Genomic DNA, 14,377 nt, shown 5'->3' on the forward strand with positions numbered 1-14,377 from the left:
TGCATCTGGATTATTATCCGGGTGCAGAGTTGCTTTTGGTTTTACTGAATATAGTGGAAAGCAGATCTACCGCTATAAAAACGGGCTTAAGCACTCGACAAGACTCCCGCTACAAAACATCCAACTTGGCATAAGCCAGCATTAGCCATTTAACGCCTACCTCTTTAAAATTAATTTGCACCATTTCCTGCGCACCGGATCCTTCCAGTTGCAAGACTGTGCCTTCACCAAATTTGGCATGACCCACTCGCTGTCCAAGCTTATAACTTCCTGTTACCTGTAACGATAGTGCTTTCGGTTTTACTGCGGTAACCGGACGACTAATTGTCGCCCTCAGCCTCACTTCCTGCAAAAATTCAGAAGGAATTTCGCGTAAAAATCGTGACGGACGGGGATAAGTTTCACGACCATATAAGCGTCTGGATTCGGCATAAGTTAAATATAATTGCTGCATGGCCCGGGTAATACCGACATAACAAAGCCTACGCTCCTCTTCCAAGCGGACAACATCATCGACAGATTGTTGTGACGGAAACAAGCCCTCTTCCATACCCACCAGAAAAACCAACTTAAACTCCAGGCCTTTCGCAGAATGAATGGTCATAAGTTGCACGCAGTCATCAAAATCATCCGCCTGACTATCGCCCGACTCCAGGGCAGCATGGCTAAGAAACATATCCAGCTCCCCCATATTCTCTTCGTTATTCTGATCAAAATCAAAAAGACGCGCCGCGTTGACTAACTCTTCGAGGTTTTCTATTTTCTCCTCGCCTTTGTCCATTTTCTCTTTATTGTAAAGCTCAATCAATCCGCATTTTTCAACAACCAGCTTAACCTTTTCATAAAGCTCCAGACCATCCGCTTCTTTGGTTAATAGCTTGATTAGTTCCATGAAGCCAATTAAGGCGTTGGTGGCGCGTGCTGTCATGGTTCGCTGATTAATCAACACAATCGCTGAAGCCCATAATGACAGAGTCTGATCACGGGCTATACTGCGTATATCATCGATAGCTTTAGCGCCTATGCCTCGCGTTGGCGTGTTAATAACCCGCTCAAAGGAGGCATCATCATGGCGATTGGACATAAGCCGCAGATAAGCCAGTGCATTTTTAATTTCTGCGCGATCAAAAAAGCGTAACCCGCCATAAACACGGTAAGGTGTACCGGTAGCCATCAATTTTTCTTCAAACTGCCGGGACTGGGCATTAGATCGATATAAAATAGCCGTATCACTGCGAAGCCGTTCGGCTCCGCTCGCAGCAAGCCCGCCTTCTTTGACCCAGGCTCTGATACGCTCGACTACAAAATAAGCCTCATCCTGCTCATTAAAAGCCGTATACAAAGAGATTAAATCGCCGTCACCGGCATTGGTCCATAACTCTTTACCCATACGTCCGGCATTATTGGCAATTATCTGGTTAGCCGCCTTAAGGATGGTGCCAGTGGAGCGATAATTCTGTTCCAGCTTGATGACCTGATGATTGGGATAATGTTTTTGAAAGCTGTAAATATTTTCAATTTTTGCTCCACGCCAGCCATAAATAGACTGATCGTCATCACCGACCACAAACAGGTTGTCCCTGCCATCTGTCAATAGTCGGAGCCAGGCATATTGGATGGTATTGGTATCCTGAAACTCATCAACATGAACCTGCCGGAAACGCTGCTGATAAAAATCCAGCAAATGCTGGTTATCGCGTAACAATTCATGTGCACGTAATAATAACTCGGCAAAATCCACCAAACCGGAACGATCACAAAGCTCCTCGTAAGCTCGATAAACTCCCAGCATTTGCCGTTGCTGCATATCACCTGTCTCGACCATATGCCGCGCCCTGATACCCTCATCCTTCTGTGCATTGATAAACCATTGCACTTCCCGTGGCGGCCACTTGGAGTCATCAAAGTTAAGCGTGTTTAACAAACGCTTGATAACTCTTAGTTGGTCTCCCGAATCCATAATCTGAAAGGTCTCCGGTAATTTCGCCTCTTTTGCATGTCGCCTTAATAAACGGTACGCTATCCCGTGAAAAGTACCTATCCATAAAGTATGAGCAGGTATGTTAAGCAGCTCCTCAATTCTTCCGCGCATTTCCTTTGCGGCTTTATTGGTAAAAGTTACCGCCAAAATGGCTTGCGCAGATAAGCCTTCTACCTGTATCTGCCAGGCAATACGATGTACTAATACCCGGGTTTTTCCACTGCCCGCGCCAGCTAATACCAGCATGGCTTGAGCGGGTGCAGTCACCGCCTGACGTTGAGCATCATTAAGAGGGTCTATAATTTTTGTAATATCCATTTGTTATCGCTTGCACATTTTTTAGAGCTGTGTATATTGTTTGAAATTACAATGGCTAAAAAACCATTACTTTAATAATAACAATTAAACAGAAGGAGATTAAGATGAGTTTTGATTATAAGCGTATGATTAAATTTGAACACAATATCGGCGAGAAAGAGAAAAAATACCGCATATACGGAGGCGCTGCATTAATTGCAGTTTCAATTTTTACCGCCTCAATTGCTTTTTTACTGATTGGCATGATTATTCTTGCAACCGGATTTACCGGCTGGTGCCCTGCATACTCAGGGTTTAACAAAAACACCTGTACCACTGACGATAGCTCTACAAACAGCTAACAAACACAAAGGCGCAAGTTGAATAAGTCCCTTTTTCCTTGCGCCTGACAGCTTTTTACTGCTTTACTCATCCTTGTGAAACTCACCTTCCAAAATATTTTTTTCAGCGGTTTTTTCTTGCTGAAAAGGTCCTCCAGCCTGAATAAGACGATTTTCAATCACATACTGGGCAAGTTTTTTGCGTAAAGGCGGAATTAAACAAATAAAGCCCAAGATATCGGTAATAAATCCGGGGGTTAACAACAATAAACCACCCAACAGAATAATCGGGCCTTCAATCATTTCATAAGCAGGTATCACGCCTTGCGCAAGATTCTCCTGAAACCGCCGAAAAGTGGCGAAGCCTTGCATTCTTAATAACCAGGCACCCAATGCAGCAGTAAATACCACTAAAAAAATAGTCGGTAAAGCGCCAATAATACTACCTACTTGTAGCAGCAAATAAATTTCCGCAAAGGGAATAATCAAAACCACCAAAAACAAAATTTGAAAAACTTTCATCTACACACTCTTAAGTTATTATAATAACGGCTAAAAACCGGCTATTTACGTCTTACTACTTGCATCTTTAACCTTATAACTACAATATAAAGGCAATCCAGTATAATTTCTAGGATAATATCCATCCTTGCGTATTACTATCCAAAAAAATGCCGACTCAGTATCAAATAACGCTTTGTACTTGCCCCGATAAAAATACCGCAGAAAAAATTGCCCACTTACTTGTCGATGATAAGCTGGCTGCTTGTGTCAACATTTTGCCGGGTATTACTTCTGTTTATCGCTGGCAAGAACAAACAGAATCCGCCCAGGAATATTTATTATTGATTAAAGCCAATAAAAATAGTTATCAAGCGATAGAAATGACTATAAAAAAGCACCATCCTTACGAGCTTCCTGAAATAATTGCCGTCCCTGTTGAAAGCGGCTTACCTGAATATCTGCATTGGATTGATTCATGCCATTCTTAAAACCAATTTTTTTCTGTTTTATCTTATTGTTGACGCATTCAGCTGTTGCAGTGGCTGAACAAGAACTACTGCCTCCCGATCAGGCATTTAAAATTTCTGTCAAAGCAATCACAACCGATCAGCTTGAAATTTCCTGGGATATTGCCGAAGGTTATTACCTTTATAGCAATAAAATTCAGTTTACCTCCAAAACTGAACAAATACGGATAGTGCCCCCTATTTTTCCGGCCGGTAAAACCAAACACGATGAAAACTTTGGCGATGTTGTTATTTACCGTAACCATCTACAAATACCGGTCTCTTTAATAGTGGCAAACCAAACTCCGTCCATAAAGCTGCTGGTACAATATCAAGGCTGTGCCGATAGAGGCATCTGTTATCCCCCGCAGAAGAAAATCATTGATATTATTTTACCCGTAGCGACACCGGGCGCTAATGATAATCCACTTGAGCGCCTGCTAAAGAAACTTCCCGGATTAAAACTTGACGCCACTCAAGATGAATTATTGCCTGCTGAACAGGCCTTCCAATTTTTTGCGACCATCAAAGATGCCAACACAATCCATGTTAACTGGGAAATTGCCAAAGGCTATTATCTTTATCGTGAAAAAATCCAACTTGAATTAACCAATGAAACCGGCAATCAATTAGCACCTTACGTAATACCTCAAGGTATACCTAAGCACGACGAAGCCTTTGGCCAGGTTGAAACATTCTATAACGAACTTGGCTTTGACCTGCCCATTATCCGGAAAAGTAGCTCAACAAACTCCATTACCCTACAAGCAGGCTTTCAGGGCTGCGCTGATCGTGGCGTTTGCTATCCGCCGATGACTAAAAAAATTGACCTGGAACTACCTGCTGTCCAGAACATTACGCCGGTAGCCGTTACCCAAGCACCGCCGGCTATTTCTGAACAAGATCAGATTGTACAATCGTTAAAAAATGACAGTCTGCCGATGACCTTACTCAGCTTTTTTGGTTTTGGCTTATTATTATCTATGACGCCGTGTATTTTTCCGATGATTCCTATTTTGTCGGGCATTATCGTAGGTCATGGCAATCGTATTACCACCGCCAGAGCATTTTTACTATCTCTTAGTTATGTCGTCGCCTCCGCTTTCACTTATACAGTGTTTGGCATACTCGCGGCATTATTCGGCAGCAATTTACAAACAACTTTCCAGCAACCCTGGATAGTTGTCCTGTTCAGTGCCATTTTTGTGCTGCTGTCCTTATCCATGTTTGGTTTTTATGAGCTGGAACTACCCAACTCACTAAAAACCAAACTGCATAACTCCAGCGAAAGGCACCGTGATGGCTCGCTCTGGGGAGCTGCCATAATGGGTGCCTTATCCTCGCTGATTGTAGGTCCCTGTGTTGCTGCACCACTGGCAGGTGCACTTATTTTTATCGGCCAAAGCGGGAGCGCTTTATTAGGCGGTAGCGCCTTGTTTGCCATGGGCTTGGGCATGGGAGTTCCATTGTTGTTATTGGGCGCATCTGCGGGTAAATTGTTGCCCAAAGCAGGAACCTGGCTTTACTCAACCAAAGCTGTTTTTGGCGTTATTATGCTGGCGGTCGCCGTCTGGATGCTCAGCCGTATTTTGCCGCCTTCCATCACTATTTTGCTATGGGCGATGTTGCTAATCCTTCCGGCTATTTATCTCAGCGCCATTGATTCACTACCGGAGAATAGTTCCGGTTGGCGTAAATTGTGGAAAGGTTTGGGTTTAATGATGCTCGCCTACGGCTTGTTGTTATTGATAGGCTTTAGTATGGGTAACAGCAACCCTTTAAAACCACTACAAGGCTTTGGCGTCAATAATGCTCAAGCGACTGAACAAGGACTCGTTTTTGAAAAAGTGGCATCATTATCTGCCCTGGAAACCAGAATTCAGCAAGCCAGTGCGAACCATCAACCGGTCATGCTGGATTTTTATGCCGATTGGTGCATATCGTGTAAAGAAATGGAAGCGTATACCTTCGCAGACTCTAAAGTAAAACAAGCACTTAACGGATTTTTACTCTTGCAAGCCGATGTTACTAAAAATTCTGATGACGACAAAGCCTTACTGGCAAAATTTAACCTCATTGGGCCACCCGCCATTTTATTTTTTAGCACCAACAATCAAGAAAAAGCAGCTCACCGGGTAATCGGTTATCAAAACGCTGAAACCTTTATCAACACTTTACAACGAGTAAAATTATGAAACCAACAGGGCTGATTATCATTGCTGCATTGCTTGCTTTGGGTGGAGGCATTATGGTTAGAGGATTTTTATCACCAACCGAACAAACCAAGCCAATACCTTTACCAGAATTTAACTTACCCGATGTAGAAGGCAATCAACATAATATTTCAGAGTGGCAAGGAAAAATACGCATCATTAATTTCTGGGCAACCTGGTGTCCACCCTGTATTAAAGAAATACCCGAGTTTATAGCGTTACAGGAACAATATGCCGCTAAAGGCGTGCAATTTATCGGCATCGCGATAGACGACCAGGAATCAGTTGAAAAATACCTTGCTTCAACTAAAATCAATTACCCGATATTAATCGGCGAGGTTAACGGCATTGCTCTCGCTCATCAACTAGGTAACATTGTTGATGCAGTCCCCTTTACCCTTATTGTTAACCAACAAGGACAAATCATACATCGGCAACCGGGTGAGTTTTCACGGGAACAAATAATGGCGATTATTAAGCCCTTGCTTCAGTAATCTGGCCTTTTTACCGGCAAACTGACTATTATCCAAGCCATCAATAAAGCCTATGGGGTCGTGGTATGCACGTTAAATAAATACGCTAATATTTAACCACTACGGCTCAACCTTTAAAACGATTACTCTCTTGAAAATCTAGCCCAACTTAAATCCAACAAAAAAACCGCCGGCGGCGCTAACACCTTTACTGGTAATGCTCGACAGGCGTTTAACCAAAAAGTCACCTGATTGTTTGACAGCATCGGTTGCTGAATCAGCAGCCTGTTGTAAATTAACATTACTTATTTCAGTGATACCAAAATGCTCACTGACAAACAATAAAACGATTGCCGCACCACACAAAAATAGCGCTATCAATAGCATTTTTTTAGCAAAATAACCCACGGCCAAACCAATAGCGAATGGCGTTCCCACATTACCAATCATAAAATCCGAAGAAAAAATGTCGTTGGCAGAAGGTACGTCAATAGAATTATTTTTTATAAAAGTCATTTTCTTTTTTTGTTAAGTAGCCGTTAATCTGACATCATCAATATCACCGAAATTATACCAAGTGCGCTTACAGTCGCAATAATATTTAATTGGTACCCCACATTTAAAATGCGATTATAGAAATATTTATAACCTACGTCATATAACGACATATTGATACTTACCCTAAAAAATTTACTCACCAATAGTAACCATAATATTGGTTTGACAAGGAATTATAGGCATAGATATATTTTTACTTTACATTCGGCCATTTTACGATTTTAATGTGAGCTTTTATGGAGAGTATAAAAATGACTAAAGCATCTTCTAAATCAGCGACCAAACCCAGCGCAAAAAACAAACCGGAAGTAGATACCGATGACGATGATATATTTGAAGGTGGTGATTTTGTGTCACTGACCGAAAGTATTGAAGAAGCAACAGTCAAAAGGGATTCACGCAGAAAAATAGAAATTTATTGGGAAAAAAAGCGCTTAAAAGAACAGTTTGACGATTTTGATGAATCTGAATTTGGCTTCTGATCGCCACTAAATCAAACAATTATTATTATATTCAATCTATAGTCACCATGGAGAAATATACTATTTAACTGACACCGAGCATAGGCATTATGCCGGGTTTACGTTTTTTATTGTCCTATCTCCACTCCCTCAAGTGCAATTTTAACAGTTTGCCTTCTAATTTCATGTCTGTTGCCCGTTAATTTCTGTTGAATCACCTTAACACTCTTGTTTTTGTATGCCCAGGCAATAAAGACAGTGCCTACCGGTTTTTCTGCTGTGCCGCCATCAGGCCCTGCTATGCCAGTCACCGCAATAGCGCAATCCGCATCACTATGGGCTAAGGCACCATTAACCATTTCGGTTGCCGTTTCAGCACTCACCGCACCAAATTTATCAAGAGTCTCAGAGTTGACACCCAAAATTTGCATTTTTGCCGCATTACTATAAGTCACAAACCCTCTGTCAAACCAGGCTGAGCACCCCGAAACTTCTGTTATAACTTGGGCAATCCAGCCGCCGGTACATGACTCCGCTGTCGCTATTTTTTTTTCGTTTAACTTTAGTAACCGACCCAATTGCTGCGCAATTTCAAATAATTCATTATCCATGATATGACCTCATACGACTTTGGATAAAATAGAGTCATGATTATAAAACAAAAAACACCGACAAGTAGATCCCGATGATCAGTTGCGCTTTAATGTCGAGCGTTCTTGGTTTTGGATTTTTGGATTATCCAGCAAGCCTGACTACTCTCCTCTTTTACCTCGCTACCCATCATTCCGTATATTTCAAAAGGTCGGGTTATAGAGTGCGTTAAAAAAACGACTGAATTTTTTATAGGATATTTCTACGCTATAGCTGACATGGCTTTGAATTAATTTTTAAAGTACATTTTCCCTGTAATTTTGAAAGGTATTATCTAAATCACTTGCTAGATAAGGCAATAATTCTTTAGTTCTCACCAATCGATGGGTAGAATGATTAGGCTATTATTCAATTTTAATATAGGAAAATGATAATGAAAAAAATAAAACTGGCAGCAGCGTTATTGGGTTTGTCCGTATTTGGAAGCGTTGTTTATGCGGATGTTGCTTTGAAATCTAAAGAAGAAGTTCAAGGTACCTGGAAATTAGAATCCACCAAAAATTCTTTAAACGATAAGCAATCTGTTACGCGCGAAGACACTTGGGTATTTAAAGATGGCAAAGTAACGATATTACATATTCCTCGCGAAGGAATTTATTACGATCAACCGCCGGTAGTTTACGACATAGAGGACGGTAAATTAAAAATTGCTCTTGTAGGTAGCAGCCGATTTGAGCAGTACACAGTAGTAGACATAGACGATAAAAATATGACCCTGAAAGGTAAGTTTGGCGGCTATTATTATTTTAATAAAAAGTAATAATTAGCGCTGTAGGTCAGACGCATCTTTTCGCGCCCAATATTTTTATGTTGTAATAAGCCCGCAAGATTGATGCCATCCCGATTTTAACTACTGAAATGTCGGGCAACGATAAAGCCGTTGCCTGACCTACAAAGTTATATACAGATTGCGAACGGATAGAAAAATATAAAACAAATATGGCGTTATCGATGATGTAACCTCATCCGACTTCGGATAAAATAGCGCCATGATTATAAAACAAAAAACCGCCGACCAGCAGACCCCGATGATGCAGCAATATTTGCGCATCAAATCAGACCACCCTGATACCCTGTTATTCTATCGAATGGGGGACTTTTACGAACTGTTTTTTGATGACGCCAAAAAAGCCTCACAATTACTGGATATTACCTTAACCAGTCGTGGCAGCTCATCAGGCTTGCCAATACCTATGGCTGGCATACCCTATCATGCCGCAGAAGGTTATCTTGCCCGATTGTTAAAAAATGGTGAATCAATCGCCATTTGTGAACAAATCGGTGATCCGGCAACTTCTAAAGGCCCTGTTGAACGTAAAGTCGTACGAATTGTGACACCCGGAACCGTCACCGATGAAGCGTTATTGGAAGACCGGAAAGATAATTTACTGGTCGCTATCTGCGTATTGACAAGCTCAAGCCAAGGAGCACAACACGGTATTGCCAGCCTGGATTTAACCAGTGGCCGCTTTGTCTTGCAACAGGTAGAATCTGAAGACCAATTACTCAGTGAACTGGGCCGCCTTAATCCTGCCGAACTGCTGTTTAGCGAAGACTGGACACTGCCTTTAAACTTACAACAACGCAGCGGTTTATGCAGAAGACCATCGTGGCATTTTGAGCACGAAAGTGCCAGACAACGCGTGTTAAAACAATTTGATACGCTTGATTTAAAAGGCTTTGGCTGTAATAACTTACCGGCTGCCATTGCTGCTGCAGGCGCTTTACTTCAGTATATTAAAGACACCCAACAAGCTGCATTACCGCATATTCAAGGTATCCGTACAGAAAACAGTGCTGACAGCATATTGCTGGACGCTTCCAGTCGCCGCAATCTTGAGTTGGATTATCATCCTACAGGAAACCTGCACTACACCTTGTTGGGCGTGTTGGATAAAACCGCCACCGCCATGGGTAGTCGCTGCTTAAGGCGCTGGATCAACAGACCTTTGCGTGATCAACGTATTCTTAAAGATCGTTATGCCTGTGTTGCCAGCTTAGTCAATGGTAATTTGTATCAGGACGTACAATCTCACCTCAGGCACGTCGGTGATATTGAAAGGATTAGCTCACGCATCGCCTTAAAATCAGCGCGTCCTCGTGATTTACTGGTCTTGCGTAATACTCTTGCGGTGTTACCTGCCTTACAACAGACACTTGCGACCAGCGCTAATGAACAGCTTAATTACACCGCCAAACAAATCGGTGAACAACCGCAAATATTAACGCTGCTTGAGCAAGCCATCATTGATAATCCACCGGTGCTTATTCGTGACGGCGGGGTTATAGCAACAGGCTACAATCAGGAGCTGGATGATTTGCGGCACTTAAGCCAAAATGCCGATCAATTTCTCATTGATATGGAAAATCGCGAAAAGGCGGCAACCGGAATTTCTACACTTAAGGTTAATTATAATCGCGTACACGGTTATTATATTGAGATTTCCCACTTACATGCATCAAAAGTTCCTCCGCATTACACCCGCAAACAAACCTTAAAAGGTGCAGAGCGGTACATTACCGAGGAATTAAAATCGTTTGAAGATAAGGTGCTCAGTGCCAAGGAAAAATCACTATCTTTTGAAAAAGCCTTGTACGAGGAATTGCTCAATACTATTGCAACGGCTTTAATCCCCTTGCAACAATGTGCTGCGGCCTTGGCTGAACTGGATGTACTGGTCAACTTTGCCGAACGTGCCGAAACCTTAAATTTATCGCAACCGACACTGTTGGATAAACCGGGTATAAGCATTGAAGGCGGCAGGCATCTGGTCGTTGAACAGGTTTCCGACATTCCTTTTGTACCTAATGATCTTATCTTTTCAAACCAGCGTCGTATGCTGGTGGTTACCGGCCCTAATATGGGCGGTAAATCAACTTATATGCGCCAAGCCGCGCTTATCGTTTTAATCGCGCACATTGGCTGTTATGTGCCGGCAAAAACTTTGGTTTGCGGGCCTGTCGACAAAATTTTTACCCGCATTGGTGCATCCGATGACTTGGCCAGCGGTCGCTCTACGTTTATGGTTGAAATGTCGGAAACGGCCAATATTCTACATAACGCCACCTCAAAAAGCCTGATTTTGATGGATGAGATAGGTCGTGGCACCAGTACGTTTGACGGCTTGTCTTTAGCCTGGGCGTGCGCCGACCATTTGGCTAAAGAAACCAAGGCCTTTACGTTATTTGCAACCCACTATTTTGAATTAACCACCTTGGCTGATGAACAAAAAGCCATCCATAACGTGCATTTGGACGCGATTGAACACGGCGACAAAATTATCTTTTTACATACCGTTAAAGAGGGCCCGGCCAGTCAAAGTTACGGCCTGCAAGTCGCTGCTTTAGCGGGTGTGCCACGCTCAGTGATAGAGAAAGCCAAGACCAAATTACAACATTTGGAAGATCATGCTTACAACGAGCAACAAACAGCCACTGGCGTTAATCAACTGGATTTATTTTCAGCGCAAGAATGTCATCCCGTGGTCACCTTGCTGGAAGATGTCAAACCGGATGATCTAAGCCCAAAGCAGGCATTGGAGTTGATTTATAAACTTAAGGGCTTGGTGTAGCCGTCATGTCCGTCTTTGCTTTTTTTAAATTGCGTACGAAAACCTTAAGTAAAGATAAGGCAAAAGGTAATCAATGTTGTATAACCAGATAAGTGATATGGATGGGAGTAGTGAGTTATACGAATTGATTGCGGAGACTTGATATGGACTTAGACTTAGATGATTTGATGGCTTGGTACTATAGCGGGTGATTCCACTTTAATGTAGTATTAATTAGTCAGTTACAAATTAATGAACCTGTTTTTTCGAGAGCATTACCAGTGATATACAGCGTTTGGCGTGATGAATTTTACAGGCCCTAACCGGCTTTTTAGTATAAAAAAAGCCACCTCAGATGAGATGGCTTTGTTTGGCTCACCATGACGCGAGGACTGTCATGGTGTCATGCGAGCTTGGATAAAATTATGCTTGAGCCTTTTTACGTAAAGCGCCTAAACCTAACAAGCCCGATGCAAATAACCAGACTGCGCCGGGTACTGGGACTGCACTGATTGCAGTTGAAAAATACACGGTATTAAAATCACCGCTGTTGTTTGAATAGTAGTTCCAAATCCATTGTGCGTTTGGATTATTGGCCGACCGATATCCCCATGGACTTACTCCGTTTAGACCTTCGTTAGTAGCAGCAGTATATATACCGTTGATAGTTGATGATTGAGACCATACAGAATCACCGGTTAAGAGGGACTGCGTGCCATTGGCAAACTGGTAACCTGAGCCTGATAAAGAGAAACTACCCAAAAAGCCACCAGGACCTCCCTGATTGACTGCTTCGATTATCAAATATTGCGTTGCCCCAGTGATGATGTTGGCAGAGCTGTATGTTGTCGGCCAGTCTTGACCAGACTGAATGAGTGTTGCGCTTGTTAGATCAGTAGCACTTGAGCTAATGTATTCATTAAATGTGTTATCTACATTTATATTGCTGGTTAATGTTGTTGAAGCCTGTGCTTGGTGTACGTTAAATGCCAGCACAGCTAATGATAGTGTTGCAATTTTAGAAAGTGAAGTGAATATATTCATAATAATTTTTTTGTTTTTATATTTAAATTACAGCCCAACCAACTTTTCAGAAAAAAGTCTAACTGGGCTACTGATTGCCACAGCAACTATACCCACATTCACTTATGCCTATATTTACGTCCAGTTTAAAGGTCTTAAGATGAGGCGTGAAACGTGAGGCGTTTAGATTATATTTTTATAATCTATATTGCAACAAAATATAAATAATTGCATTCTATGGTTATTTATATTTACATTATAGTTCGATATCCAGCAATGAATTAAAGGTCTTGTAAACTTCACACGTCCTTGGTTTGAGCGAATTAATGGCAAAAGAAGCAATCAAATTGATGGGGCAGATTGTAGTACTGCTACCTTAAAATAATTCATAGAATTAATCAGGCCTCATATCCGGGTACAGTAAGCAGAAGAAAAGGTTTGGGTTGTCGCTTAATAACTCAAGGTTGGTTCTTTCGTTTTTGCAAACCTATTGATGCCGATGCAATGGCCAAACCTTTAAAGTCTGAAATGATGCCGGTCAGGATTTGCAGTCCTGACCGAAGCATTTGAAGTCGCTTGGGTTGGGTTGGATTGGGTTGCGTTTTTTGCAACTCAAACGTTATTGCATCAATGTGTTGGGTTAACGATAAAGCGGTTAACCAACCGGTGCTGCTTTAAAAACGTGATTAGGGCTTGGTGGTGTAACTAGCTTGTAAATTTGTTAACTACACAAGCCCGGTCAAAGTAGATTTCTTCTGCTTTGACACCACAATTAATAGATCGTAATTTAGCCTGCCTATCACCCAAGACTCAGTAGAATAAATCAGCCCCGTTCCGCAGAAATAAATATACAGTAAAAACAGCAAAAAGTTGCCAGCCAGACATTTCCTCTGACTGTTTTAGGCAATCGATGCAACTTTGCGCTGGGTTAAACCTAAAACACCTATGAAAGCGGACAAAAACAACCAGACGGCACTTGGAAGGGGGACTTGTGAAAGTGAGCTAACAGAAGATACATAAGCGACGGCATTAATATCGCCTGTGATATTGTTACTTCCATTACCAAATATGGCAAAGCTGAAGGTGCCATTTTCACTGTATGAGCCGTTATCAGCACTGCTATTACCTGAACTGGTTGAACTCGCTGAACCAGAACCATAATTGCCGTCGAATAAACTTCCGTTGATAAATGCCTGGGCATAACTATAATCTGACGAGTCATTGATGACTCCGGTTACTGATACATTCCAATCAAGGGTAATTAGCGCAATACCATAACCGGTAAGGCTAAAATTACCGAAATTTTGAGCAGAAGCAGAAGCAGTATTCTCATAATAATTAATCAAAGTGCTTGGTTGACTGGCTGCATAGGCTTGCAACACAGCGGTATTTCTCAGCGTACTACTTTGCGCCGATGCAGTTACCGTATTGGTCGACAGCGTCGAGCTAAAATCAGGTATATAATTAGAATCACTTTGACTATCATAAGGTATACGGGTATCGCTATTAGATCTAACGTTACCACTTTCAGATAACCAATTAAATACTGGCGCATTCAAGCCATTGGACAAATCAATTATTTTTACATTCAAACTGTCCCAGTTTATAGTAGCTTGTGCGGAGGACGATGCGATAGCAGACTGTGCAACAGCGACTAAAGTAATGGTAACAAGTGCCAGGAGGGGTTTTTTCTTTAGAAAATTCATCTTAAAGTATCCTATAAAAAATTAACAAGTATCAGTAATACCAGTGAAAAAAAAAAAACAAAAATAAAATAAATAACATACAAATGCTAAATCTCTAATATGCTCTGAGGAA

13 protein-coding genes are annotated in these 14,377 nt (G+C 41.8%); 7 read left to right on the forward strand and 6 right to left on the reverse strand.

Features of this window, described 5'->3' with window-relative positions; translation table 11 throughout:
- Nucleotides 1-109: 109 nt before the first annotated feature.
- Nucleotides 110-2,299, reverse strand: coding sequence for a DNA helicase II (uvrD, locus tag N7974_RS12585; protein WP_262965955.1), 2,190 nt, complete (start codon nucleotides 2,297-2,299; stop codon nucleotides 110-112).
- A 104-nt stretch (nucleotides 2,300-2,403) separates the two neighbouring features.
- Here uvrD and N7974_RS12590 point away from each other — a divergent pair, with 104 nt between their 5' ends.
- Nucleotides 2,404-2,640 (forward strand): YgaP family membrane protein, encoded by a 237-nt coding sequence (locus N7974_RS12590; RefSeq protein WP_262965956.1) that lies wholly within the window; start codon nucleotides 2,404-2,406, stop codon nucleotides 2,638-2,640.
- Between the two features lie 63 nt (nucleotides 2,641-2,703).
- Here the strand turns inward: N7974_RS12590 and N7974_RS12595 are convergent, their stop codons facing one another.
- The gene (locus N7974_RS12595) at nucleotides 2,704-3,141 is read right to left on the reverse strand and encodes an FxsA family protein (protein ID WP_262965957.1); all 438 of its coding nucleotides are present in this window, start codon (nucleotides 3,139-3,141) and stop codon (nucleotides 2,704-2,706) included.
- A 149-nt stretch (nucleotides 3,142-3,290) separates the two neighbouring features.
- Here N7974_RS12595 and cutA point away from each other — a divergent pair, with 149 nt between their 5' ends.
- From cutA to N7974_RS12610, 3 genes are read left to right on the forward strand one after another with little or no spacing between them, the layout of a single operon-like run.
- The gene (gene cutA, locus N7974_RS12600) at nucleotides 3,291-3,611 is read left to right on the forward strand and encodes a divalent-cation tolerance protein CutA (protein WP_262965958.1); all 321 of its coding nucleotides are present in this window, start codon (nucleotides 3,291-3,293) and stop codon (nucleotides 3,609-3,611) included.
- Entirely contained in the window at nucleotides 3,599-5,824 is a 2,226-nt protein-coding gene (dsbD, locus tag N7974_RS12605) for a protein-disulfide reductase DsbD (protein ID WP_262965959.1), read from the forward strand. Before cutA ends, dsbD begins: the two co-directional genes overlap by 13 nt.
- A complete protein-coding gene (locus N7974_RS12610; RefSeq protein ID WP_262965960.1) occupies nucleotides 5,821-6,336 on the forward strand; it encodes a TlpA family protein disulfide reductase in 516 nt (171 codons plus the stop codon). Before dsbD ends, N7974_RS12610 begins: the two co-directional genes overlap by 4 nt.
- 138 nt (nucleotides 6,337-6,474) lie before the next feature.
- On the opposite strand, the gene N7974_RS12615 is transcribed toward N7974_RS12610, so the two are convergent.
- Nucleotides 6,475-6,831 carry an FUN14 domain-containing protein gene (locus N7974_RS12615; RefSeq protein WP_262965961.1) on the reverse strand — a complete coding sequence of 119 codons (357 nt, stop codon included), beginning with the start codon at nucleotides 6,829-6,831 and terminating at the stop codon, nucleotides 6,475-6,477.
- A 293-nt stretch (nucleotides 6,832-7,124) separates the two neighbouring features.
- Between N7974_RS12615 and N7974_RS12620 the strand changes: the two genes are divergently transcribed.
- Nucleotides 7,125-7,355 (forward strand): PA3496 family putative envelope integrity protein, encoded by a 231-nt coding sequence (locus tag N7974_RS12620; protein WP_262965962.1) that lies wholly within the window; start codon nucleotides 7,125-7,127, stop codon nucleotides 7,353-7,355.
- A gap of 107 nt (nucleotides 7,356-7,462) precedes the next feature.
- Here the strand turns inward: N7974_RS12620 and N7974_RS12625 are convergent, their stop codons facing one another.
- Nucleotides 7,463-7,945 (reverse strand): CinA family protein, encoded by a 483-nt coding sequence (locus N7974_RS12625; RefSeq protein ID WP_262965963.1) that lies wholly within the window; start codon nucleotides 7,943-7,945, stop codon nucleotides 7,463-7,465.
- 413 nt (nucleotides 7,946-8,358) lie between these two features.
- Here N7974_RS12625 and N7974_RS12630 point away from each other — a divergent pair, with 413 nt between their 5' ends.
- Together N7974_RS12630 and mutS are read left to right on the forward strand one after the other, a co-directional pair.
- On the forward strand, nucleotides 8,359-8,745 hold the full coding sequence (locus N7974_RS12630; protein ID WP_262965964.1) for a hypothetical protein: 387 nt from the start codon (nucleotides 8,359-8,361) through the stop codon (nucleotides 8,743-8,745).
- Nucleotides 8,746-8,974: 229 nt separating this feature from the next.
- Nucleotides 8,975-11,557 (forward strand): DNA mismatch repair protein MutS, encoded by a 2,583-nt coding sequence (mutS, locus tag N7974_RS12635; protein ID WP_262965965.1) that lies wholly within the window; start codon nucleotides 8,975-8,977, stop codon nucleotides 11,555-11,557.
- A gap of 402 nt (nucleotides 11,558-11,959) precedes the next feature.
- On the opposite strand, the gene N7974_RS12640 is transcribed toward mutS, so the two are convergent.
- A complete protein-coding gene (locus tag N7974_RS12640) occupies nucleotides 11,960-12,580 on the reverse strand; it encodes a PEP-CTERM sorting domain-containing protein (protein WP_262965966.1) in 621 nt (206 codons plus the stop codon).
- A gap of 878 nt (nucleotides 12,581-13,458) precedes the next feature.
- On the reverse strand, nucleotides 13,459-14,265 hold the full coding sequence (locus N7974_RS12645; RefSeq protein ID WP_262965967.1) for a hypothetical protein: 807 nt from the start codon (nucleotides 14,263-14,265) through the stop codon (nucleotides 13,459-13,461).
- Nucleotides 14,266-14,377: the final 112 nt, after the last annotated feature.

This window comes from Methylobacter psychrophilus (genome assembly GCF_025583945.1).
Taxonomy (GTDB): Bacteria; Pseudomonadota; Gammaproteobacteria; order Methylococcales; family Methylomonadaceae; genus Methylobacter_C; species Methylobacter_C psychrophilus.